Annotated in this window: 18 protein-coding genes; 11 read left to right on the forward strand and 7 right to left on the reverse strand. The window is 43.3% G+C overall.

The genetic code is table 11. The features are described from left to right. The 4 genes from ACEQZT_RS15765 to ACEQZT_RS15780 form a co-directional block, all read left to right on the forward strand. The coding region (locus tag ACEQZT_RS15765) for a beta strand repeat-containing protein (RefSeq protein WP_370090429.1) at window positions 1–3,654 on the forward strand (3,654 nt) is incomplete at its 5' end. After that, on the forward strand, window positions 3,654–4,856 hold the full coding sequence (locus tag ACEQZT_RS15770) for a hypothetical protein (RefSeq protein WP_370090430.1): 1,203 nt from the start codon (window positions 3,654–3,656) through the stop codon (window positions 4,854–4,856). The genes ACEQZT_RS15765 and ACEQZT_RS15770, both read left to right, overlap by 1 nt. Then, complete coding sequence (locus tag ACEQZT_RS15775) at window positions 4,853–5,893, forward strand: PorP/SprF family type IX secretion system membrane protein (protein ID WP_370090431.1); 1,041 nt, start codon at window positions 4,853–4,855, stop codon at window positions 5,891–5,893. The genes ACEQZT_RS15770 and ACEQZT_RS15775 overlap by 4 nt, the downstream gene beginning before the upstream one ends. Further along, window positions 5,893–7,950 (forward strand): OmpA family protein, encoded by a 2,058-nt coding sequence (locus ACEQZT_RS15780; protein WP_370090432.1) that lies wholly within the window; start codon window positions 5,893–5,895, stop codon window positions 7,948–7,950. Before ACEQZT_RS15775 ends, ACEQZT_RS15780 begins: the two co-directional genes overlap by 1 nt. On the opposite strand, the gene ACEQZT_RS15785 is transcribed toward ACEQZT_RS15780, so the two are convergent. From ACEQZT_RS15785 to ACEQZT_RS15795, 3 genes are all read right to left on the reverse strand, one after another. Next, window positions 7,947–10,850, reverse strand: a complete 2,904-nt coding sequence (locus ACEQZT_RS15785) for a CHAT domain-containing protein (protein ID WP_370090433.1) — start codon at window positions 10,848–10,850, stop codon at window positions 7,947–7,949. The genes ACEQZT_RS15780 and ACEQZT_RS15785 overlap by 4 nt on opposite strands. 85 nt (window positions 10,851–10,935) lie before the next feature. Next, the gene (locus ACEQZT_RS15790; RefSeq protein ID WP_370090434.1) at window positions 10,936–11,478 is read right to left on the reverse strand and encodes a DUF1572 family protein; all 543 of its coding nucleotides are present in this window, start codon (window positions 11,476–11,478) and stop codon (window positions 10,936–10,938) included. A gap of 2 nt (window positions 11,479–11,480) precedes the next feature. Then, window positions 11,481–12,005, reverse strand: coding sequence for an NADPH-dependent FMN reductase (locus tag ACEQZT_RS15795; RefSeq protein ID WP_370090435.1), 525 nt, complete (start codon window positions 12,003–12,005; stop codon window positions 11,481–11,483). A 133-nt stretch (window positions 12,006–12,138) separates the two neighbouring features. Between ACEQZT_RS15795 and gldA the strand changes: the two genes are divergently transcribed. From gldA to dnaN, 5 genes are all read left to right on the forward strand, one after another. Beyond that, a complete protein-coding gene (gene gldA / locus ACEQZT_RS15800; protein WP_370090436.1) occupies window positions 12,139–13,038 on the forward strand; it encodes a gliding motility-associated ABC transporter ATP-binding subunit GldA in 900 nt (299 codons plus the stop codon). Continuing rightward, window positions 13,035–13,763, forward strand: a complete 729-nt coding sequence (gene gldF, locus ACEQZT_RS15805; protein WP_370090437.1) for a gliding motility-associated ABC transporter permease subunit GldF — start codon at window positions 13,035–13,037, stop codon at window positions 13,761–13,763. Before gldA ends, gldF begins: the two co-directional genes overlap by 4 nt. Then, window positions 13,760–15,436: a gliding motility-associated ABC transporter substrate-binding protein GldG gene (gldG, locus tag ACEQZT_RS15810; protein ID WP_370090438.1), complete on the forward strand. Its 1,677-nt coding sequence runs from the start codon at window positions 13,760–13,762 to the stop codon at window positions 15,434–15,436. The genes gldF and gldG overlap by 4 nt, the downstream gene beginning before the upstream one ends. Next, window positions 15,433–16,326, forward strand: a complete 894-nt coding sequence (locus tag ACEQZT_RS15815) for a DUF4340 domain-containing protein (protein ID WP_370090439.1) — start codon at window positions 15,433–15,435, stop codon at window positions 16,324–16,326. Before gldG ends, ACEQZT_RS15815 begins: the two co-directional genes overlap by 4 nt. 89 nt (window positions 16,327–16,415) lie before the next feature. Further along, window positions 16,416–17,540: a DNA polymerase III subunit beta gene (gene dnaN, locus ACEQZT_RS15820; RefSeq protein WP_370090440.1), complete on the forward strand. Its 1,125-nt coding sequence runs from the start codon at window positions 16,416–16,418 to the stop codon at window positions 17,538–17,540. Between the two features lie 292 nt (window positions 17,541–17,832). On the opposite strand, the gene ACEQZT_RS15825 is transcribed toward dnaN, so the two are convergent. The 3 genes from ACEQZT_RS15825 to topA all read right to left on the reverse strand — a co-directional run bounded on the left by ACEQZT_RS15825 (window position 17,833) and on the right by topA (window position 21,628). Further along, window positions 17,833–18,291, reverse strand: a complete 459-nt coding sequence (locus tag ACEQZT_RS15825; protein ID WP_370090441.1) for a hypothetical protein — start codon at window positions 18,289–18,291, stop codon at window positions 17,833–17,835. Window positions 18,292–18,669: 378 nt separating this feature from the next. After that, the gene (locus tag ACEQZT_RS15830) at window positions 18,670–19,167 is read right to left on the reverse strand and encodes a GNAT family N-acetyltransferase (protein ID WP_370090442.1); all 498 of its coding nucleotides are present in this window, start codon (window positions 19,165–19,167) and stop codon (window positions 18,670–18,672) included. A 109-nt stretch (window positions 19,168–19,276) separates the two neighbouring features. After that, window positions 19,277–21,628: a type I DNA topoisomerase gene (gene topA / locus ACEQZT_RS15835; RefSeq protein ID WP_370090443.1), complete on the reverse strand. Its 2,352-nt coding sequence runs from the start codon at window positions 21,626–21,628 to the stop codon at window positions 19,277–19,279. 161 nt (window positions 21,629–21,789) lie between these two features. Here topA and ACEQZT_RS15840 point away from each other — a divergent pair, with 161 nt between their 5' ends. Both ACEQZT_RS15840 and ACEQZT_RS15845 read left to right on the forward strand, forming a co-directional pair. Beyond that, window positions 21,790–22,278 (forward strand): histidine phosphatase family protein, encoded by a 489-nt coding sequence (locus ACEQZT_RS15840; protein ID WP_370090444.1) that lies wholly within the window; start codon window positions 21,790–21,792, stop codon window positions 22,276–22,278. Between the two features lies 1 nt (window position 22,279). Continuing rightward, window positions 22,280–23,290, forward strand: a complete 1,011-nt coding sequence (locus tag ACEQZT_RS15845) for an agmatinase family protein (RefSeq protein ID WP_370090445.1) — start codon at window positions 22,280–22,282, stop codon at window positions 23,288–23,290. Here the strand turns inward: ACEQZT_RS15845 and ACEQZT_RS15850 are convergent. After that, the gene (locus ACEQZT_RS15850; RefSeq protein ID WP_370090446.1) at window positions 23,264–23,848 is read right to left on the reverse strand and encodes a TlpA family protein disulfide reductase; all 585 of its coding nucleotides are present in this window, start codon (window positions 23,846–23,848) and stop codon (window positions 23,264–23,266) included. The genes ACEQZT_RS15845 and ACEQZT_RS15850 overlap by 27 nt on opposite strands. Window positions 23,849–23,903: the final 55 nt, after the last annotated feature.

Raw genomic sequence — 23,903 nt, forward strand, 5'->3', positions numbered from 1 at the left:
GCCGCCGGCGATGGCGACAATGACCCCAACAATGAGATACAGGATGCATTGGGAGTAGCCTATGATAACACAGGAGATTTAATCATCACATCAGCTACAGTATCGGCCGCATTGAAAGACTTGGATGCCTCAGTAGCCGCCGGCGATGGCGACAATGACCCCAACAATGAGATACAGGATGCATTAGGAGTAGCTTATGATAACACAGGAGATTTGATCATCACATCAGCTACAGTAGCGGCCGCATTGAAAGACTTAGATGCCTCAGTGGCCGCCGGCGATGGCGACAATGATCCTACGAATGAACTAGATCTCAGTAACCACACAACATTTACAACTCCCACGGATGGAGACATTCTTGCGTGGGACAATGCGAACACAAGATGGGATGCGATTGCTCACACATCACCATTAAGTTCCGGAGATGGAATTACAATAGATGGATTAGATAATATAAATCTTGGCGGGACACTTACGTCAGCTGCTACCATCACCACTGCTGCAGGAAGTGTTGATCTAAACATTAGCGGTGCAGGAAGTTTAAACGTTAGCTCTCTGGCAAGTTTTACTGCCAATGCAAGCTTTTCAAGTATTGATGTAACTGGAGGTGCCATTTCGGGAGTTACCTTAACTCAAACTGATAATTCCTTTACGCTCCAAGATGATGGTGATGGATCTAAAGAAGCCAGATTTGAACTTTCAGGAATAGCTCCCGCAACCACTCGTACATACACTCTACCGGACAATGATGGAACGCTGGCTTTGGTTGGTGATGCATTAAACTTTCAGATGGGGGTGGTAGAAGACCTGGAAGATGTTGTTTTTGGAACTGCTACTACTCCGGTCTTTGAAGCTGCAGGAGCAAATAAGCACTTGGGAATAGAGGCTGAAGCAGGACAAGCTATTTTAGATGCCACATCATTTGGATCAGGTTCAGAACTTCGCCTTGCTCGAGGAAATGGAACCAAGGGTGGACCTTCTCCCATATCGGCAGGTGATAAATTAGGGGAAATCGTATTTGTCGGACGCGATAATGTTCCTATATATCAAGCGGGAGCATCTATTAGCGCTGAAGCTACGGATAACTTTACGGGAAATACAGGTACGGATTTGATTTTTCGTGCCACACCAGCTGGTACGGTTGGAACGGCTGAAGTCATGCGAATTAAGGATGGATACGTTGGAATCGGCACCTCAATTCCTGCAGTGAGTCTGGATGTCTCTGGTACTGATGCTATTCAGTTACCAATTGGAAATAATGCACAGCGTCCAGGAGCACCAGCAAATGGTATGCTTCGATACAGCAACGAGCCAGGAGCTCAGGGCTTTGAAGGATACATTGAAGGAGCTTGGGGACCAATAGGGGGATCATCAGGTTTGGTTTCAGAGCCAAATGCTACATCAATAATAGGTGGAACGGGCACTCCTTCGACTGTCACAGGAGCTGATAATACCATATATGGTGTTAATGCGGGTAGTACTCTTGCATCAGGTTTTGGAAACACCTTAATAGGCTCTGGAGTAGGTATTGCGGCTACTACTCAGGATGTTGTTGGAATCGGATCAAATGCATCGGTTACGGGTAGTGGAAGTATAGCAATTGGTCAAAACTCTCAAGGAAACAACATTGATGGTATTGCAATCGGTAGAGGTGCTCAATCAAATGCTGATGACGCCATAGCAATAGGAACACTTACCGATGCGATAAATCCAAATACAATCATTTTAGGAGATGGAACGAACTCTAACTATAATGTAGGTATTGGCACTCAAAATCCAAGAGTTCCATTGCAAATAGGTAGTGATTTTGGAATAGGTCATTTTGAGAATGTCAATGATATTGCACCTGACCCTCCGATTTTTGGAGAGGCGCTTGTGTCAAATTTGTACGTAGATTATTCGAATACAACAGATAACAAACTTAGAAGAACCAATGGGAATCCAGGTAGTTTCATCTTCTTTGAAAATGGAGGAATTAGCTTTCATTCTGTTACTGCTGGAGCAGTAGATTCAGAAGTGCTATTGAATTCAGAGGTTCAATCATTTATGGATATGAGAAGTGATGGGAATGTTTATATGGAAGAAGGCCTTGTACTAAACTCTACTGACCCTGGAGAAGAACAACCCGGAATGATCCAGTGGACAGGGAGTGATTTTGAAGGAAACACGGATGGTTCACCTGGTGGGTGGGTGAGTCTAACCGGTGGAGGAATAAATTTTCCATATAATCCGGCAATACCAGGAAATGCAGCTGATTTATTTGTCATACAGCAAACGGGCACGGGAGGAGCCGGCCGATTTGAAGTTAATAATGGAGCTCATAATGGTACAGCCTTCTCGGTGCAAGCAAACGGTGCTGCAGGATCAAGGAGTATGCATGTAATCAATTCCGGTCAGGGAGATGCTGCTGAATTTACAGTAAATGCAGGAGGTAATGGAGCGGCTGTGGTGGCCAACACGCAGGGAGGTGGTTCCGCTGGGGTATTCGAAATTACTGATATAAACAATGTTAGTAATGTCCTAAGTGCTACCACTCAGGGAGATGGCACAGCCATTAGAGCTTCCATAAATAAGGCAACAAATAGTAGCCCTGCTTTTGTAGCACAAACAAATGGAATCGGTCAGGCCGGTCGATTTGATGTAAATAACACATCCAATGCCTCAACTGCATTAAGTGTAGCAACGGATGGTGTTGGCTCACTGGCTCTGCAAGTCAATCAAAATGCGACTAGCGGTGAGGCTGTTGAAATAAATGTATTTGATGGCACTAATAATGGAGCCGCTATTTTGGCTACAACCTTTGGAACAGGTAATGTGGCTGTTTTTGACAATGTAAATGCATCCAATACCAGCCAGGTTGTAAATGTTACAACAAATGGTGTTGGTAATGGATTAAATGCCGTAATTAACAATGTTTCCAATACAGGATCTGCTTTGTATGCTCAGACTAACGGAACTGGTAATGGGGTTACTATTAACCATCAGGGCTCTAATGGCAATGGACTAAATGTTAATATGAATGGCACCAGTTCAAATGCTGCTATAGAAGTGATCAATAGCGGAGGACCTTCTCTTGTTGCAGATGGAAATGTAGGAATAGGAACGAATTCTCCAGCTACGGAATTAGATGTTAATGGAACGGTTTCATCGAATGCATACTCATATAGAATTGCTACTTCACGTGCCACTACAATAGGAGTTCATCAATTTCAGGTTGAATTTTTAGATGCATTTGGAGACAGTCCTGATATCATTATTTCACACGGAAATGGTACTCAAGCTGCTCCATATAAACCATCGGCTGGTGAGGGCGCAAACCAGCATTTGTCAGCTCCCTTAATATTACCAGATGGAGCCACTTTGACTCAAATTGAAGCTAATATGTGGCAAAGCCCATCAGCCACAAACGCACCTACTATGGAGCTAGTAAGAAAAACTCTAGGTGGTGCGCCTGAGATAGTCGCAACGATAAATTATTCAGGTCCTCCGGGAACTGCCACACAGGATAATACTATAACCTTCTCCGATCCAGTAATCGACAATGGTACATATCAATATTGGTTGAGATTTACTGGGGATGCTGGACCAAGTGGAGCATTGTATAGCTATGTTTCTGGCGTAAGAGTTCAATATGATGTTACCCAACTTGATTAATGAGGAGGATAGGAATCATATTGTTATTAGTGAGTTCTCAGTATTGTTTGGGGCAATCAATCACTTTCGGTGATCAAACCTCGCTGTATTTAGGCGATGGTACTACCTTCTTTTTTGGGGGAAATACAACGCTCAATGGCACCCTGACCAATACCGGGACGATTGTGAGCTATAGTGATTTTGATTTTGTGCTCAACACGGATGTAGGGAATATCAAATTCACGGGGAGACTTGATCAATCCCTTTCCGGTGATACCCTGGATGTAGGAGATTTTATTGTTGATAAGCAAGGTAAGCTCATACTTCTTACAGATCGGGTAATCGTATCCGGTGCTTTGAAAACAACCAATGGTGTGATAGACGCGGAAGATGAAGATGATATTCTGGTCAGCGGTAGCTCAGATGATCTAGGTTCTGGATATGTAGAAGGTAAATTAGTGGGGATATCACAAGGTAACCCAGTAACCTTCCCAATGGGAGTAAATGGTTCTGCTAATTATATGACCATTTCCAGTCTACCTGCTGGTGCTATTGTAAGCGTTGAGTGCAGGGTGCCAAATCAAAATAGTCTTTTACCAGATGAGGATATGGTGGGGATAAGTGATGAGGTTGAGTGGATTCTGAAAGTTTCAGGTGATTCTGTGAATGCTCAAGTTTCAGTTAGCTTCTCTGGTGTTGATCTGCAAAACTTTTCTAACGGAGAGGCTATTAGGGCTTTTGAATATGAGCCTGCCATAGCGCTGTATTCAAAAGTAGACACCCTATATCATTCGCTCAATGGAACCGTGAGCAGAGCGAGTGCCGATTTTTCATCCGGTGTAATCACATCCTCTGACAACATCCTGATTACAAATGAGGGTAGAAGATTGAGTATTGCGTTGGTGCCGGTGATAGTAGAGCCTACTTTCTTTATTCCCAAAGCGTTTGCTCCAAATGCCACGATTGATGAAAATAAGATATTCAGGCCCTATTTTGCTGGAGCAATCATTTCTTCCATTACTATGACTGTCTACGATTCTTTCAATAAAGAAGTCTATAGTATCAACGAAAGTGGCACTGAACTGGACCTCTCTCAATATGGATGGAATGGAATTTTAAGTTCCGGGCAGGATGCACCCGAAGGTGTGTACTACTACAATGTGAGAATTATAGCAGAATCTGAAGAGTATAGTCAAACAGGTTCGGTACTATTGGTAAAATGAAGAAGCTCAGCCTGATAGTTATACTCACCCTCATTGTACTGACCAGTTCTGGTCAGGAAGGACAATTTTCTCAATATTTTGCCAGTTCTACGGTTTTGAATCCAGCATTTACCGGAACCATCCCTAATCTTTCCTTCAACTCCAATTATAAAAGAGGTGGCTCACCAAGTTCAGATTCTTTCCTTGAATTACTTCAGGTGACATTTACCTATCCATTCAAAAAAACCACAAGTAAAGATCATCAGGTTGGAGGTGCAGGAATTACATTCTTTCAGGAGAAAAGAGGTTTTGAGGGTATTTACTCTTCCAAGAAAATCATGCTTACAGGGGCATATTCTATTCGTCTAAGCAGGTTGAGCAATAGAACGGTAGTTTTCGGACTCCAAGGAGGGATAGTAGAGCATCGTATCGACGGGACGAGCCTTACCTGGGGGTCTCAATTCAATAAATACATCGGGTATGATGATAGCAAGGCTGGGGAGGCAATCGGAGCAAATCCGGTGCTATATCCGACGTTCAATTTTGGTGTTATATACTCAGCCTTCGATAATGAAAACAGGTACATCCGGGATAAAAGTTTATTGCTTGGTCTGAGCGTAGATAACCTCAACAGGGCAAATGTCTCTATTGAAGGTTTGGAAGGGGCTAGAAAAAGTATGCTCTTTAAGGCTTTCGGATCATCGAAGCTAAACATTGCCCCTCGTTGGTACATCCACCCATCTGCCTACGTGCTTTATTCGCAGGGTAGCAGCCAGATCAACACGGGAGTTTATTTTTCCACGTTGGTTAGTTCCCCTAAGTCTAATACTGCGGTCAATTTGCAGATAGGATCATGGTATCGTCTGGAGGATTCGATCATTGTGCTGGCAGGATTTGAAATTGATAACATCAAGATAGGCTTTAGCTTCGATTTAAATACCAAATCGTTTGATATCAATGACCAGCTTGGAGCTAACCTTCCAACCTATGAGGTTTCATTAACTTACAATCTGGATCTGTCAAATCCGCTAAGAAATATTTCTAGTCCGATATTTTGATGATGAGAAGAATTACTGCGCTTTTGCTTTTGCTGGTTTCCCTGTCGGCATTTTCTCAGTCAGTACCACGCTTGCTCAAGATGGCTGATGACCTATATCAGAGCGATCGATACCTTGATGCGATCGAGTTTTATGAAAAAATCGTGGGCATTGACAAAACCAACCAGCTGGCTCGCTTCAGACTGGCGAACTGCTATAGTAAAACATTGCAGTATGAAAAAGCAAAGAAGACTTTTTTGCAATTGAGCAATACCTTAAATCACGAATATCGAGCGAGATCACTTTATAATTACGCCAACCTACTCAAACAAGAAAGCAGGTTTAAAGAAGCAGATTCGCTTTACTTTTTCTTAATATCCGTGCCGGATGCAGAACCCTATCTGGTGGAATTATCTCGAAAACAGCGAGAAGGATGTCAACTGGCAATGCGACAGGAAAAGGTTGATAAGGGGTTTTCAATAACGGAGATGGATGGAATTAATTCGGATTTTCATGATTTTGGAGCGATTCTGAATCCATCAAACAAGCAGGTGGTTTTGGCTACTACCCGAAATTTGCCCGGCGTTCAATATGAAGGAAGTCAATATGAGGGGCTTTTGCCAGACTTAGTCGCTTTTGAAAATAGAGGAAACAATAGATGGCGAATATCTTCTTCTGATCAGCGATTTTCAAGTCTGAATACACATTGGGCGGAAGGCTCAGGGTCGTTTACTAAGGATGGACAGATGTTTTATTTTTCCTCCTGTCAGGGTGAAAATGGATCAGAGTGTGGTATTATGGTTAGCTATCTGGAGGATGATAGGTGGAGTGCTCCGGTTCCGTTAAATGCTTATATCAATGAGCCGGGATCGGAAAATAAGCAGCCTGCAATTTCAGTTACAGGAGACACGCTCTTCTTCAGCTCAAATAGAGCTGGAGGCAATGGAGGAAGTGACATTTGGATGAGTCTTAAAGGCTTGGAAAAGGAATCCTGGACTCCTGCAATCAACATGGGGGCAGTAATCAATACCCCTGAAAACGAGATCACACCTTATTATTCATCTGCCTTCGAGTGTCTACTGTTTGCCAGCGATGGTCATGTGGGCTATGGGGGGTACGACTTGTATGCTGCGAAGGGTGAGTCTTTTTTCGAGCCGGAGATTTACAATCTGGGAGACCCATTTAACTCTACCTGGGATGATACTTACTTCGCAATATCTGATACAGTAGGTTTTCTCTCATCAAATCGTCTTGGGCATGAAATTCTTAATGTTTACAATTTTGATGTGAGCAATGAACGCTTGTTTTTGTCACTTCTCATTTCGGGGGAGTCACTGATTGATGCCAGACTTGCATCTAGATTTAAGGATATTCAGTCCCTCGATCTTGTGACGTTTCGAGTGGAGGATTATGCAGGCTATGATCTTTTTGAGCCCATTAGACCTGCCAAGCCCAAGCCGAAAATTTTGCAAGAGACTGATCTGGAAGCAGGAGAGGTAGGAGAGATCAGATATGAAAAACTATACTTCGATTACGGGGTATCTTCCTTGCGATCAGAGGCAAGAGCGGCGCTTGAAAGCTTAGTGGCTCAACTTGGCTCAGCTTCGTTTGAGTCTATCAATATTTTAGCCTTTACAGACAGCATTGGACCAGCTTCGGCTAATTTGATACTGAGTCAGAATAGAGGAAATGCCGTTAAAGACTTTCTGGTTTCACAGGGTATAGATTCAGGAAAAGTCAATGTATTACCTCGAGGTGAAATCCCATCTAAAGAAGGAGACCATTGGTTCAGCAGAATTTTTAAAAGGCGTGTTGAAATCATTGTTAAGGCGAGCACTTCCTTAGCTTTAAACAAGGCTAAAACATACATTGTGAGAACTCCGGGAACGATGCAGGATTTAGCCAATCGACTTGGAGTGCCTTATGATGATTTAGTGAAATGGAATGGAGGTCTGACCGGGATGGTTGAGACAGGCAACACCATAAGGGTAAATGAACCTACCGATGCTCAGCGATCTGTAAAGCAATTTGTGGGAGAGGAAAGTCTGGAAATGTTTAGGATACCATCAGGCTCCTAGCCTTTAGATACCAGAATGTAAGCTCCCCAGTTGTATGGATTTGAATCCACCTTTCGGAAGGCGGCTCGTGCATTGAAAAAAGCCTGCTGAGGGTCTGTCACTTCAAGGAGCTCTTTGTAAAACAAGTTCATAAAATTTCTAGCTGCCTGATCGTTGATTTTAACCAGCGAGAGTAAAACATTATCTGCACCAGCTACAAGGAATGCACGTTGTAGTCCGAACACCCCTTCACCATTCTGAACCTGACCCAGCCCCGTTTCACAAGCAGCAAGCACCACCAGATTGGTTTGATCCAATACGAGATTCATGGCTTCATAAGCCGAAAGAAGACCATCATTTTCGCTGTTTTCACCTCTGCTCAAGAATAGCCCCGAGCTATGCAATGGGTCTGTGAAGTTGGGGTCTTCAATGAAATATCCATGTGTAGCGATGTGGATGATTCCCGGATTGGCGAAGCTTTTGACCTGATCTTCCGTAGCATCTGTAAAGTAGAAAGTCTCTGTACTCCATCTTCTCACATCTAAAATATTGGTTATGTCATTAGCCTCTCTTTCAGCACCTGGGAGCTGCTTTAGCGAGTATCCTGCAATCCTTGAAAAGTCCGGATTTCCGAAAATTTTAGCGTCACGCAAAAACTCTTTCTTATCCCGGTACAGTAAATCCTTTCCACTGGTAATGTTGATGATGTCATACTTGTCAGACATGTATTTGTCTTCAACTTCGTTGTAGAAAACCACCGGATTAAGCTTGTGAAAAATTCCATCGGAAGACAGGTAAAGCTTGTTCACATCATAAAGCTGCTTGTCTATGGGTTCCCAGAAAATCCCATAGCTTATTTTATCCTTCACTCCGAATTTTAGTGAATTGCGATAGGTGGCAAACCCCTTGGTAAAATCTATTGCCGCCAGTTTTACGGGGAGTAAAACACTATCCTTCTTCACGACGAACGCTACATAATGGGATTCGTCTTCAAACGCCTGATCGATTTTCTCATCAATTACTTCAACCTTATAATTTCTATACTGGATGATATCTACCATGGCGGTGCTGTCTTCAAGCATGTTGCTGATTTCTGCCCAGTGGTGGTAGGTAGCTTTTTCCTGATCAGCAAAGACTTTGAATTTCCTGGAAAGGTCTTTTTCAAGTCTGGCACATTCTTCTTCCAGGTGCGTAATGGATATTCCTTGCTTTCGTCGATCTTCTTCTGTTAGGAGGTAAGCCTGAGCCAAATTGTACTTTTGCTCCCGCCAGGAGTTATAATCCCTTTTGATTTTCTCATCGTCACTGTTCTGGATCAGCTTCCGCATTTTTTCTGATGCGTAGAATAGTATTCCTCGTGTGTTTAGGAAATGATTGAGGGCATTTTCAGCATAGGCTCCACCAATGTTTTCGTCTCTGAAAGCGAGTGAGCAAAATCGCTCAATATTGTAGCGTGTCTCATCAAAATAGAGTTTTCGCTGGTTGTCCGTGAGTACAGGAAAAATATCCTGCATGTGCTTAATCTCGGCTGTGAGGGCATGATCAAAAGATTCCATTGCTGCCTGATAGTCTTTGACGATCATGTGATAAAGCCCAAGATCATTCACTGTTTTTATGTACAGCGGATGATAATTACCTAGGGTGTTTGCACGGATTCGTTTTGCCTCAGTAAGTAGCTTACCTGCAAGGGAAAAATTGCCAAATTGAAGATAAAGAAGCGCTACATTATTTAATGAAGTGGCATAGTTTGCATGCTCGGTTCCATAGATCACCTTATCCATGTCCAGAACTTTCATGTATAAGTCCAGCGACTTGCCAAGTTCGCCTTTGTCCTTATAAATGCTGGCCAGATTGCTAAGGCTGCTGGCATAGTCAGGATTCATCGATCCAAATAAATCCAGAAAGCCTTGTGAGCTTTCTTTAAAGCATTCCTCAGCTTTCTCAATTTCTCCCTGTCGCTGATAAATGGTGCCAAGGTTATTGATCATATATGGACGGATGGTTCGGATATCTCCTGCAACATCGAGCGCCTGATCCATATAGTTGTTGGCCGTTTTCAGGTCATTAAGTCGATAGTAGAGGATGCTGAGGCCATTCAGCGTTTCCAGCATCATGATGGAGTTATCCTCATAAGTGCTCTTTTTCTCCAGATTGTAGAGCAGATAGTTTTCAGAATCAGAGTACTCTCCCTGCTCTATTTTTAGTGCCGATAGCCTGTCAATGGCTCTGAAATATTGAATCTCATCTTTGCCTTTGGCTCGTTCAATGGCCTTGAGGAGTTCGCTTTCACTTTTGTGCAGATCACCAAAATGTCTATAAGTGGTACCCAATTCAATTTGAAGGGCTATCCCAATGGAGTCGCTGAAATTATTTCCTTTTAGAATGGCTTCATTCAATGCAGAAAGACTTTTAGGAAAATCGCCGACTTCTCTGTAGTAAACACCTGACCTGTATAGGTATCGTATTTGAGCTTCTTCATTATTCGGAAACCAGCGTTTTGTTACCCTTCCTGCCAGATCCAGATATTTTCCGGCTTCATCAAATTTTCCTACTTCCTGATAAATGGCTGAAAGATTATAGTAGATGCCAAGCAGGTCCTTATGAATGGAGTCCTTTTGCTTGGTCTCATGTGAAAGTCCGCTATGGAGCGCGTTTAGACTCCTTTGTTTGTCATTTACCTCCCATAAAATCAACCCAACATTGTTGTATAGTCCGGCAATCCCGATCTCAGTAACACATGCTCCGGAATCTAAATCTGTGAGTAGTGAGTTGGCGTAGAATTTTGCCTTAACAGGATAAGAATATTTGAAATATTCAGCACTATCTAATTTCTGTAAGCAAGACTGGCCGTTTGTGAGAATCGTGAATAATAAGAATGTAACTGCTAAACTAAGACGCATGTGAATTGTAATATTCGTCATTTAAGATAGCAAGGATATTGCATTCATGTGGACATCACCTCAAAAATCCTATAAACGAAGGGTGTTTGACGATGAAGGGTCCTCTCTACACTTTATCAGTAAAGTGTCTATCCGCCTTACTTTCAGAAAATTTTTCTTTGTTGTATTCCTCCGAGCCACCCTTGGGAATAGAAAGAGATTTCCACTCTTCACCTTTAATCATTTTGGCTAAATAAACAATTTGTCCAATGTGATAGCTATAGTGAGCTAGCTGTCTATGAATTGCGTCAATTACTGTATGACCTTCATTTCTTATATAAACTATTCGTTGAAGGTCATCCTCCTTTAGAGAATTGATGGCATTAAGGAAGCATTTCCATCCTTCTTCCCATTTCTCCATCATTTCCTCTCGCGTTTTAATCGTTGTTTCAAACTCGCCCTCACGGTCTCTCCAATCCTTTTCTCCATCTTCAGTGAGAAAGTTGGTCCATCTGGACAGCATATTCCCCCATAAGTGCTTCACCATGGTTGGAATACTATTTGAGCCGTCAGCCGGGATCAAGTGTAGCTCTTCATCAGATAGGGCGTCAAAAGTTCGTTCGCCCAACGATTTGTAATAGGAAAGCAGACTTACGAGATTCTCTATCATGGTTAAAAGTTAATGATATCTTGTGCCTGGGTTTTCAATCGCTTCAGATAAGCTTCATCCGCTACTTTACCATTTTCCATCAGTCCATTTATTCGGATAAGCTTCGGCTTATTGGCCAGTACATGCATGCCAAGATAGTTGAAAATATCTGTCAAATGGCTCATGGCCATCACACCACCCTGAATACCTGAGGAAAGACCAACAATCGCACATTTTTTTCCTTTCAACGTTCCGGGAAATTCAAGTGCATCCAGAAAAGTCTTCAGTATTCCAGGAAATGATCCGTTGTATTCTGGCACGATGAACACAAATTTTTGAGCCACTTTCATATGTTCACGAATCGGGTTGAAATCTACGTTAGTACCCTGCTTTTCATACAAAGCAGAGGCTATGAAGTCTGCCGGTAGGTTCTCCAGGTCCACAATGGTGGAGTCCATATTCAGGCTTTTTAAAATCTCCTGATACTGTAGAGCCACTTGTTTAGAGATGGAGTTTTTACGATTTGTGCCGCTTATGATTGTGATCATATGGATTTTTCTAAATCAAAATTGTAGTTGTGGACGCATATAGAAATATTTGTCCGATAATTGCGTTTTCTGATCTGTTGAGATCGCAAAGAAACACCAAACCTGTAAACCGTCAGAACGACTTTTAGTTCAAATGTCCATTATAGTCAATCATCTCACTAAAGTTTACGGAACACAAAAGGCACTTAATGACATCTCTTTTGAAGCGGAAAAGGGAAAGATTACTGGCTTTCTGGGGCCAAATGGAGCTGGGAAATCGACAACCATGAAAATAGCCACAGGCTACATCGGGTTGACCTCTGGAACAGTACACGTAGATGGTGTGAATGTATCTGATGAACCACTGAAGGTTAAGAAGCTTACCGGATACCTCCCTGAGCACAATCCGCTTTATCTCGAGATGTATGTGAAGGAATACCTTGGGTTTGTAGCCTCAGCTTATGGACTGTCAAATAAGAAATCAAAGGTTGCTGAAATGGTTGAGACGTGTGGACTGGAGCGAGAGCAGCATAAGCGAATCGGAGCGTTATCGAAAGGCTACCGACAGAGGGTAGGGCTGGCGCAGGCATTGATTCATGATCCTCAGGTTTTAATCTTGGACGAACCTACAAGTGGTTTGGATCCTAATCAACTGGTGGAGATTCGTAAAGTGATTAAGGATGCGAGCAAGGATAAGACGGTCATTCTTTCCACACACATCATGCAGGAAGTGGAAGCTCTTTGCGACAAAGTAGTCATCATTAATAAAGGTAGTATCGTAGCGGATGATGATGTGAAAAATCTGAAGTCAAAACAATCCGACGTGGTTAGCTACCGGGTGGAGTTTGAGGAGGAAGTTGATATCAAATTGTTTGAGATTGAAGGATTGACAGTGAGTCAGGTACAATCTGCCATCTATCAGTTTTCTGCTTCAAATGATCCAAGGAAGGTTATTATGAAAATAGCAGGCGATCATGCATTGCCGTTGATTAATATCATCAAAGAGGAGCAATCATTGGAAGGAATATTTCAGGAATTGACAAGGGACAAATGATCACGATACTCAAAAAAGAAATCAACGAATTCCTCGATTCACTCATCGCTTATGTGGTGATCGGGATTTTTCTAATAGGTATTGGCTTATTGATGTGGGTCTTCCCAGACACCAATGTGATCGATTATGGCTATGCAAGCATGGAAACTTTGTTTTCTTTGGCACCATACGTCTTTATGTTTTTGATACCTGCCATCACCATGAAGGCCTTTGCGGAAGAAAAGCGAAGCGGAACCATTGAGCTTTTGTATACACTCCCATTTCGTGATATTGAAATAGTGGTGGGAAAATTCATGGCCGGATTTCTCTTGGTCATCTTCTCCATTTTACCTACACTGATTTATTACTATTCGCTCTCGTACCTTGGAAACCCGGTTGGCAATATTGACACTGCCGGAATAACCGGATCATACATCGGCCTCATTTTGCTGGGAGGGATTTTCACCGCCATCGGTATTTTGTCATCGGCACTCACTGGCAATCAGATCGTTTCATTTATTCTGGCAGCATTTCTGTGCTTCGCCTTTTATGCCGGATTTGATTCCATCGCCTCCATCAATATTTGGTCACAGACCTCTTTTATCATTGAGCAGATTGGGATTCTTGCCCACTATGAAACGCTCAGCAAGGGACTCATCGACATGAGCGATGTGGTTTATTTTCTTTCCATGATTGTGCTGTTTTTGTACTTAACCAGAATCATTTTAAATGTGCAAAAGGGATGAGTGAGGGAAAAAAAATTGTCGTTTTACAGGCGCTTGTCGTTTTACTTGCCGTTTGGTTGGTCAATCAAATTGCCAATAGATATCGCACGCAATTTGACCTGACGGAAGAAAAGAGATACACAATCTCGGATGCCACAAAAAACCTATTGCAATCATTAGATGAAGAAGTGTTCTTCGAGGTTTATTTAGCTGGCGATCTGCCTGCCAACTTTGAGCGCTTCCAAAAATCAATTGGCGAGATGCTGGAACAATTTTCAATTGAAAGTGGCAATCGGGTGCAGTACAAATTCACAGATCCTTCTCAAGCCAACAATGCTCAGGCCCGTAATCAATTTTATCAGTCGTTGATGGATAAAGGTGTGCAGGCCACCAACCTGAATTACAAGAATGCTGATGGGGATAAGATGGAGAAGCTAATCTTTCCGGGAGCGATTGCTTCCAAAGGGATGAGTGAAGTTTCGGCCAACTTGCTAAAAGGAAATCGAGCAGCAGGACCTGAAGGAATGCTCAATCAGAGCATCGAAGGGTTGGAGTACGAGTTGGCGAAAGCGATATCTGAGCTGGTAGATGGTGGAACAAAAAAGGTAGCTTACCTGACTGGGCATGGTTCACCAGATGGGGAGGATATTGCAGGCTTTCGAAGTGCAGTACAATCAAAATTTGATTTATTTAATGTGTCACTGGATGGCCGAAAAGAACTGAGCGGATACGATGTGGTGGTGGTTGGGAAACCAACCATACCATTCACAGAGCGGGAGAAATACATGGTGGACCAGTATCTCATGAAGGGAGGAAATCTGATCTACTTTATTGACGCATTGAGTGTGAATATGGATAGTGCCTCAGGAGAAGGTACGATAGCCATCCCATATGAAACCAACCTTACCGATCAGCTCTTTAGGTATGGCGTGCGGGTCAATCAAAACTATGTGCTGGATGTAAATAGCGGGCAGTTCCCGGTGGTGGCGGGAAACATGGGTAATCAGCCTCAGATTCAAATGATACCATGGCCATTCTTTCCTGTGCTCACCAATTTCAGCAAGCATCCTGCTGTTAGAAATCTGGATGCTATTCTGGGAAGATTTGTATCGGAAATTGATACCGTGAAAGCCGAAGGAATCAAGAAGACGCCATTGATCAATACAAGTCAATACACTAAACTTCTGGGACCTCCGGTTCGAGTAGCATTTAATGATCTTCGGGATGAATTGAGACCGGAAAAATTTACGGATGGGCCAAAGACTGTTGGGTATTTGCTCGAGGGAGCTTTTACTTCGCTTTACGCCAATCGATTGGTGCCAAAGGGATTTGACAAAGCTCAGTTTGTACAGAAAGGTACTTCAGCGAAAGTCATCGTGATCGGCGATGGAGACATCATTCGGAATGACATAGATCCGGAAACGGATCAACCTCTTGGATTAGGTGTGGAGCCATTCACCAAGACCACCTATGCCAATGAGACGTTCATCCTCAATATCCTGGACTATATGGTCGATGACTCAGGCTTGATTGAAACACGCTCAAGGGAAGTGAAAATTCGTCCACTTGATCGGGTAAAAGTAAAACAGGAGCGAACTAAATGGCAGATGATCAATCTGGTTGCACCGGTTCTTTTGGTGCTGCTCATCGGAGGAGCAAAATGGTATGTTAGGAAAAAGAAATACGCCAAGTGAGTAAGTCGATAAAATATATCATAGCAGTTGTGGTTTTGCTGGGATTAAACCTCGCATTGTTTTTTAGCGATTCATCTTCACAATCACCACAGGCTGAAAAGTACTTCTTGTCGGAGGATCTGGAAGGAGTCAGTCGATTTCTATTCATGGTGGATGGTGACACCACCATGATTGAGCGATCGGAGCAGGGTTGGACACTCAATGATCAATATAAAGCTGATGAAGGCTTTGTCAACACGTTGATTTCCGTGTTGGAACGAGTGGAGGCAGGACGAACCATCGAAAACTGGGATCAGGAAATCATGGGAAGTGTGGAGGTAGAATTTGACTTCAACTCACGTTATCGTTTTCAATTTTCATCCAACGCCACTAAAACCAAATCCTACTTCATTACCGATGGTAAGGCAAAGGAGGTGGCTGTGCCCGGATATCGGGACAATGTGGTTGATATCTTCACACTCCACCCGGATCAGTGGAGAGATCGAATGATTTTTGACGGAAGCTGGCGTACCATCCAAAATATTAAAGTAGAAAATGCACAGGGAGATGATTTCGAAATCTCATTCAATGATAAGTTCTTTCTGATCGATGGGAACACCCCTGGTGACAGCTCTGCAGTCATCAACTACCTCAATCAGTTCCAGCAGTTTCAGGCCAACGAGATGATCTCGCGTGGTAGATTCCCGGATTTAGATAGCATTGGAGGAGTGACGCCTATTGCGAAGGTGATGATTGATGACATCAAAAGTGAAGATCAGACAGTGCTGGAGATCTATCCCAGCAAGAGCGGACAGGCTTATCATTTGGTAAAAAATAACGCTGGTCAGCAGATGGTAATTGACGCCAGGAGGGTGAGAGAAATTTTGATCAAACCAACTGGGTCCAACTGATCATATTTCAACTGTTTATCTCATTTTTTGTGTTTAAATTAGCGACCCGAAAAATACGGGCTCGGCCCTAAATCACTAAGCATAGTCACATGAAATTTATTGTATCATCATCCTACCTTTTAAAGCAGCTTTCAGCAATCAATGGAGTGATCACGACCAACCCGGTTGTGCCTATTTTGGAAAATTTCTTGTTTGAAATCAGCGATGGTAATCTGACCGTTACCGCTTCGGATTTGCAAACCAGCATGATCACCGAGCTACAGGTGGAGGCCAAAGAGGATGGAAGCATTGCCATTCCTGCAAAGATTTTGTTGGAGACACTGAGAAATTTACCGGAGCAGCCTGTGACTTTCTCTATTGATAGCAATACGTATAGCATCGAGATCAATTCTGATAATGGGCGATACAAACTGGCTGGTGAGAATGCAACTGATTTCCCTAAGATTCCAACCGTTTCTGATGGGTATTCTGTAAACATCTCTTCTGAGGTGCTGGGCAGAGCAATCAACAATACCATTTTTGCGACTTCCAATGACGAGCTTAGACCTGCAATGACGGGTGTGTTCGTAAAGCTGGATGAGACAAACACGACATTCGTAGCTACCGATAGCCACCGCCTGATTCGATACAGGAGGGTGGATGTGGCTGCTGATATGAGTCACAGCATGATCATCCCTCGAAAAGCATTGACGCTCTTGAAAGCGACACTTCCTGCGGATATCACCAATGTGAACGTGGAGTTTAATGCTTCCAATGCCTTCTTCAATTTCAATCAGGTGAAGATGATCTGCCGACTGATCGATGAGCGATTCCCGGATTATGAGAACGTGATTCCTTTGGATAACAACAACACAGTGGTGGTAAAGAAGAATGAATTGCTGAGCTCTTTGAAGCGTATTGCGATTTATGCGAACAAGACCACTCATCAGGTACGATTAAAAATCACAGGTAGTGAGCTAATGATCTCTGCGGAGGATCTGGACTTCTCAAACGAAGCAAACGAGCGACTATCATGTGAGCATGATGGCGAAGATCTGGAGATCGGATTCAATGCTAAGTTCCTTGTGGAGATGCTGGGCAACATTGATTCGGATGATATTACCATTCGATTAAGCGCGCCAAACAAAGCAGGCATCATCACACCAAATGACAAGGATGAAGAAGAAGACATCCTGATGCTGGTAATGCCGGTGATGCTAAACAATCAGGTGTAAGAAGCCACTGATTTAAGGATTTTGAAAAGTGATGCTGAGAGGTATCACTTTTTTTGTGCTAAGTTGCTATCGCCACGCTAGCAGGAGTGCGCCCCGAGCCTGGCAGAAAGACACTAATATAGCGCAGCTACCCAACACCTACAACGGCATCTACGAAGAACTGCATTTAGAAAGTTAAAATCCAGAAGTAAAACAGTTGCTAGGAGAGAAGATGCTTACAGAATGGGTAGCGGAGCGGTGAAGAACGATGAGGCTAGTAGAAAGCACTCTGGCGCATTCGTGCTAGCAACTGTTATCTACAGGGATTTTCGCTTGTTATAAAGCCTTGTTCAGATGCTTGTTGATAAAGTTCAGGGAGCCACTTTTTCCTATGCCTCTGATTTAGTTTGTTAGCACGCTTAAGACTGACAAAGTCATAAATTACGGCAGGGATTAGCACAACCTCTATAAAGTCACAGGTTCCTGAGAGTTCTATTGGTTCTAAGTCATAACCAACCCATGATACGATGATTTTACTAGTGGAACTTGGTACTTCGATTTCGAAGATTCCTCGTTTGTTAGTCGTTCCCAGTTTTATTGTGTCAGCTGAGTAAATAATGGCTTCTGGAGCTAGCAGAAATTCAGAATCTACACCTTTTACATATCTGGGGTCGCTTATGATTATTTTTCCTTTAAGTGTTGTGGTTTGTGCATTAGTTGTTAGGTTGAACAGAATAAAGGAAAGAGTTAAGATGAGGTTAGCTTTTTTCATGTTGGTTATGTCTGCGATGTGCAGTGCCTTGTAGATAACATTAATGTAACGCACACAAACCCGTGCAAAATGTTACTTCCCTTCAAATATAGCGGATGTGTCCGCTTTCTTGTTTAAATGAAACAAGTTTCACTAAGGGGAGCCTTCTTACTTACATATCTATTAGATGAAAGAATGATAGTTACCTGGTAGCTGTCATGTGTTGATTGGTAGCTGTCGTTCCTGCGGTGGTAGCTGTAATTATTTGGTGGTAGCTACGATTCCTGGTTTGGTAGCTGCCGTTTTTTAGCCGGTAGCTCTCGTTCTTTTGGTGGTAGCACTCGTTTTTTTCAGGTAGCTGTTATTCCTATAGTGGTGGGTGCTGATTTTTACTGGTAGCTATTTCACCTTCTCAAACAGCAGCATCTTCAACCCCTCCGGACTCTCCATTGTGTCTTTATTCTGAAATCCCAGTTTGGTCAAGGTGCTTTGAGAAGGACTGTTTTCCTCTGAGGTAATAGCAAGAATTTTCTCAAACTTCAACTCACTGAAGGCAACATCGAGGATCGCTCTGCCGGACTCCTGGATGTAGCCCTTTCCTACATACTCGTCCAGTAGCGCAAAGCCCAGGTCGGGTAGGGGGAGGTAGTCTCGTTTCACCAGCCCGCACAGTCCTATGGGAGTGGCCTCCAAACAAACCACATACAAACCATAACCATTCGTTGTGTAGCTCTTCATCAGGTTGTTGGTAGCGTAGGATCTGGCATCATCCAAAGTTTTGATCCCACGATCTCCAATGTTTTTGATCCATGAGTCGCTGGTCATCAACTCAAAAAGGAAAGGAGCATCTGCTTCAGATACTGGTCGGAGGCTAAGTCGTTCGGTCTTTATGTGCATAAGATGCATCTTACTAATAACACCCCTATAATCCCCTCAAGGGGATAATTCCCCCTTTGAAGGGGGCTAGGGGGGATGTCATTGCAATGATCAACCTATAGGTAGATCTCTACTTCTTCTTTTTAGCTGCCGGTTTCTTTGCAGCGGGCTTTTTACCACCCCGTCCTTTTTTCTCAGGAGCTTTATCGGCCAGCTCTTTACACTGCTCATAGGTCAGCTCTTCAGGCACTACATCTTTTGGGATTTTCACGTTCTTCTTTCCAAACTTGATGTATGGCCCCCAGCGTCCGTTGAGTACCGCCACATTCTCATCCTCATCAAACGTTTTGATGTACTTATTGGCATCCGCTTCTCGCTTATCCAGAATCAGCTGAACGGCCTCTTCTTCGGTAATCGTGAGTGGGTCTTGCTCTTTTTTGATGGACACAAACTTGCCATCGTGACGAATGTATGGACCAAACCGCCCAACAGCAGCCACCATCGGTTTGTCTTCGAATGTGCCCACCTCTCGAGGAAGTTTGAATAGTTCAAGGGCTTCATCGAGCGTGATGGTATCCATAAACTGGCCATGCTTTAGGCTGGCGTATTGTGGCTTCTCTTCGCCCTCCACCAATTCACCTTTCTGCACATATGCGCCATATTTTCCGTGTCGGGCATAGATTTTCTCACCCGTCTTTGGATCCTCGCCAATCTCTCTCACCTGATTCACCGTCGCACGATCCAGATCAGCAGACTTCTCCACGGTGGAATGGAATCCTCCGTAGAAGTTGTCAATCATTTTGTTCCACACCGTTTTTCCTTGCGCAATGTCATCAAACTGCTGCTCTACATCTGCCGTAAAGCTGTAGTCGATCACGTTAGGGAAATGATCAACAAGGAAGTCATTCACCACCATGGCAGTGTTGGTAGGGAAGAGTTTGTTCTTCTCTGCACCAGTTATTTCCGTTGCTTCCACGCGGTTGATTTGCCCGTCTTTCAATCGGCACTCAATCGAGATTCTTTCATAGCCTTCCCGCGCATCTTTATCTACATAATTCCTTTTTTGAATCGTGGAAATGGTGGGTGCATAGGTGGATGGACGACCGATACCCATCTCCTCCAGCTTTTTCACCAGACTGGCTTCCGTGTACCTTGGCGGATGTCTGGTAAAGCCTTGCTTGGCTAAAATTTCTTTGAGATCAAGTGCCTGCCCCACAGTCAGAGGCGGGAGCATGTTGGTATTCTCTTCATCCCCGTTTTCATCGTCCGTAGATTCAATGTAGACTTTAAGGAATCCTTCAAATTTGATCACCTCACCCTTTGCAACCAGTTTCTCATCTGTTGTAGATATTCCAATGGTAGCTGTTGTTTTTTCCAGCTTGGCTTCAGACATCTGCGAAGCGATGGCTCGTTTCCAGATCAGGTCGTAAAGTCTTCTTTCCGCATCGTCTTTTCCGGCGTTTTGTACCCCGAAGTTGGTAGGACGAATAGCTTCGTGAGCTTCCTGAGCACCTGCATTTTTGGTTTTGAATACTCTGCGATGAGCATACTCGTTTCCGTAGTTGGATTTGATGGCTTCTGCAGCTCCATTCAATGCCTCATCCGAGAGATTCAATGAGTCAGTTCTCATGTAAGAGATTTTTCCCGCTTCATAGAGCTTCTGAGCTACGGACATGGTTCGTGCTACTGAGAACCCCAGTTTTCTACTTGCCTCCTGCTGAAGGGTAGAAGTTGTAAACGGTGGAGCAGGTGATTTTTTTGCTGGCTTGGTTTCCAGATTCTCGATGGAGAAATCGGCACCAGTACATTTTTGAAGAAAGCTCATGGCTTCCTCTTCAGTCTTAAATTTCTTAGGTAATTCTGCCTTTAGAATTTTACCTCCATCCAGATTAAACTCGGCAGTTATCCGAAATGATGACTCAGGTGTGAAGTTGGCTATTTCGCGCTCACGCTCTACTACCAATCGTACCGCCACAGATTGTACACGGCCGGCAGAAAGACCTCCTTTTATCTTCTTCCAAAGGATAGGTGATAGTTCGAAACCCACCAGCCTGTCAAGAATACGACGAGCCTGCTGCGCATTTACCAAATCAATATCAATTCCTCGTGGATTTTTGATTGCGTTTTGAATCGCGTTCTTTGTGATCTCGTGAAAGACAATCCTGCGAGTTTTAGAATCATCCAGATCCAGAGCTTCAGCCAGGTGCCAGCTTATCGCTTCTCCTTCACGGTCATCATCCGATGCGAGATAGATGGTCTCAGCAGCCTTAGCTAGTTTCTTGAGCTCTTTTACAACCTCCTTTTTGTCTTTCGAAATTTCATAGGTGGGAGTAAATCCGTTTTTTATATCGATAGCTGTGTCATCTTTTGGCAAATCCCGCACGTGACCATACGAAGACTTCACTTCAAAATCTTTTCCCAGATACCCTTCTATTGTTTTTGCCTTGGCCGGCGACTCTACTATGACGAGGTTTTTTCCCATGATGAATTTTTCGGTCTTTTTAGTTGAGCGAACTCAATTAGCGCGTAAACATAACACGACTATTTAAATCCTGTTCAACCGAAAATTGAAAAAACTTATTTTAATGAGGTTGTGACACCCCATTTCAATCACTTATATTTAAAGTGAACCAACCTAATCACATGAGTACTAGACTATACCTAATCAGGCACTCGTATGCAGAAGAACCTAGTGGAAAACGCGATTTTGAACGTAAGCTAACGCTCGAGGGGCAGAGCACCGTACGATCGCTCGGACGTCATTTGATCAATCAAAAGTTTAATCCGGATATAATATTGTGCAGCTCTTCGGTTAGAACTACTGAAACGGCAGTTAACCTGGTGGAGGAATTGGAGATGAATGAGCAGGTGATCGATTACAAGGATGTGATCTACAATGCCTCAGTGAGAGAAATGTTACAGGTACTTAATGAAATTGCGGATGCACATAAGGAAGTAGCAATCATCGGGCATAATCCTACGATAACATATTTTGGAGAATTCCTCACCAATTCCAGTATTGGAAATATGGAGCCTTCCGGGGTAGTCACCATAAAATTTGAGAAGCTCAAGTGGAGAGAAGTATCACAAGGTACAGGTATTTTTGAGGGATATTACCATCCAAATCATTAAGATGTATAATCCAAGCGAAGCAGGAAAGAAAGGTTCAATTTTTGGTTTGCCCTATAGTCTGGAAGAAGCAAACCTTGTTTTGCTGCCTGTTCATTTAGATGTGACAGTATCTTATGGTCAAGGCACCTCTAAAGCCCCCGATCTGATTATGGATGAATCTTCTCAGCTGGATTTGTCTCTGCTGACAATAAAAGAACCATGGCTTCTGAAGATGGCTATGTATGACCGTATTGTGGTGTCCAGCCAAAACGAGATTCAGCGAGGAAGGGCTATTAATATTATTAAGGCACTTGAATCTGGCAAAGAACCCGAGCAAGACCAGCTGGATTTTGTGAATGAGTTTTGTGAGGAGACCTATAAAAAAGTGGAGGAAACGGCCAGTTCATTTTTAGACCTTGGAAAGTTGGTAGGAATAGTAGGCGGTGATCATTCCTCTCCACTTGGATTAATGAAAGCCCTTGCCAAGCGTCAATCGTTTGGGATCCTTCAAGTAGATGCCCACATGGATTTGAGAAAAGCCTATGAGGGCTTTACCTATTCTCATGCCAGCATCATGTACAATGCGTTGAAAGAAGAGAACATCTCTACAATCACACAAGTAGGGATTCGGGATTTTTGTGAGGAGGAGGAGAATTTCATCGCTGAATCTAAGAAACCGGTGAATGTGTTTTATGATGAGTCACTGTTCATCAATAAGGTAAACGGCTACTCGTGGAGGGATCAGGTCAATGAAATCGTAGAGACTCTTCCTGAAAATGTTTACATAAGCTTTGACATGGATGGGTTGGACCCGTCACTCTGCCCAAATACTGGAACACCCGTGGCTGGTGGTTTGCAATTCAATGAGGCCACTTTTCTAATTGAGCAAGTAGTGCGATCCGGAAGAAAGATTGTAGGATTTGACGTGTGTGAGGCTGGTGATGATTCGTGGGATGCTAATGTTGCAGCTCGGATCATTTACCGGATAGCCGCAATGACGGGAGTGTCACATGGCTTGCTCAAATTCAGATAGCTGATCCAGTAATTCCTTGAAGCTGGAGGTGTTGTATTTAGCCATTCCATGGTTTTCCACCCTGATCATTCCTTCTTTGTCAATCAAATAGGTAGTGGGGATTGAGTGTGTGTCGTAAACTGAGGGCAAGCTCGACCTCAAGAAGTAGACTGGAAATTCAAAGTCTTTTTTAGCAATGAATTTTCGCGCCTTTTCTTCATCCTGATCAAGAGAGATCATAACGAAAGCAACTTCATCTTTTTTTTCCTTATATAAGGAGTGGATGTCAGGCATCTCAGCAATGCACGGCGGGCACCATGTTGCCCAAAAGTTCAGAAATACAACTTGATTCTCCATTTGGGCGAAGTTCACCCGATTGCCTTCCAAATCCTCGATCCAAAAATCATAAGAAGCTTTTTTCTCTTCATCGACTATATCCGGCGAGATTATTCCTGTTGCAAGTACTACCTGCTGAATACGTCCAATCACCTCTGTATGCCAGCCTCCGAAATAGATCACACCGATTACGACGAGTAAAACGATCCATTCAACGAGTTCCTTTTTGATTTTGTGCTTCATAATTAGGGGATAGAGAAGATAATACACCCAAACGAGTTAAATAATTCAATCAGTG

The sequence above is a fragment of the Ekhidna sp. genome (genome assembly GCF_964218185.1).
Lineage (GTDB): Bacteria > Bacteroidota > Bacteroidia > Cytophagales > Cyclobacteriaceae > Ekhidna.

Bases quoted from the DNA above. Each gene is read 5' to 3' on its own strand.
- ACEQZT_RS15770 (WP_370090430.1), top strand. From the start codon at position 3,654: ATGAGGAGGATAGGAATCATATTGTTATTAGTGAGTTCTCAGTATTGT.
- ACEQZT_RS15775 (WP_370090431.1), top strand. From the start codon at position 4,853: ATGAAGAAGCTCAGCCTGATAGTTATACTCACCCTCATTGTACTGACC.
- ACEQZT_RS15780 (WP_370090432.1), top strand. From the start codon at position 5,893: ATGATGAGAAGAATTACTGCGCTTTTGCTTTTGCTGGTTTCCCTGTCG.
- ACEQZT_RS15785 (WP_370090433.1), bottom strand. From the start codon at position 10,850: ATGACGAATATTACAATTCACATGCGTCTTAGTTTAGCAGTTACATTC.
- ACEQZT_RS15790 (WP_370090434.1), bottom strand. From the start codon at position 11,478: ATGATAGAGAATCTCGTAAGTCTGCTTTCCTATTACAAATCGTTGGGC.
- ACEQZT_RS15795 (WP_370090435.1), bottom strand. From the start codon at position 12,005: ATGATCACAATCATAAGCGGCACAAATCGTAAAAACTCCATCTCTAAA.
- gldA (WP_370090436.1), top strand. From the start codon at position 12,139: ATGTCCATTATAGTCAATCATCTCACTAAAGTTTACGGAACACAAAAG.
- gldF (WP_370090437.1), top strand. From the start codon at position 13,035: ATGATCACGATACTCAAAAAAGAAATCAACGAATTCCTCGATTCACTC.
- gldG (WP_370090438.1), top strand. From the start codon at position 13,760: ATGAGTGAGGGAAAAAAAATTGTCGTTTTACAGGCGCTTGTCGTTTTA.
- dnaN (WP_370090440.1), top strand. From the start codon at position 16,416: ATGAAATTTATTGTATCATCATCCTACCTTTTAAAGCAGCTTTCAGCA.
- ACEQZT_RS15825 (WP_370090441.1), bottom strand. From the start codon at position 18,291: ATGAAAAAAGCTAACCTCATCTTAACTCTTTCCTTTATTCTGTTCAAC.
- ACEQZT_RS15830 (WP_370090442.1), bottom strand. From the start codon at position 19,167: ATGCACATAAAGACCGAACGACTTAGCCTCCGACCAGTATCTGAAGCA.
- topA (WP_370090443.1), bottom strand. From the start codon at position 21,628: ATGGGAAAAAACCTCGTCATAGTAGAGTCGCCGGCCAAGGCAAAAACA.
- ACEQZT_RS15840 (WP_370090444.1), top strand. From the start codon at position 21,790: ATGAGTACTAGACTATACCTAATCAGGCACTCGTATGCAGAAGAACCT.
- ACEQZT_RS15845 (WP_370090445.1), top strand. From the start codon at position 22,280: ATGTATAATCCAAGCGAAGCAGGAAAGAAAGGTTCAATTTTTGGTTTG.
- ACEQZT_RS15850 (WP_370090446.1), bottom strand. From the start codon at position 23,848: ATGAAGCACAAAATCAAAAAGGAACTCGTTGAATGGATCGTTTTACTC.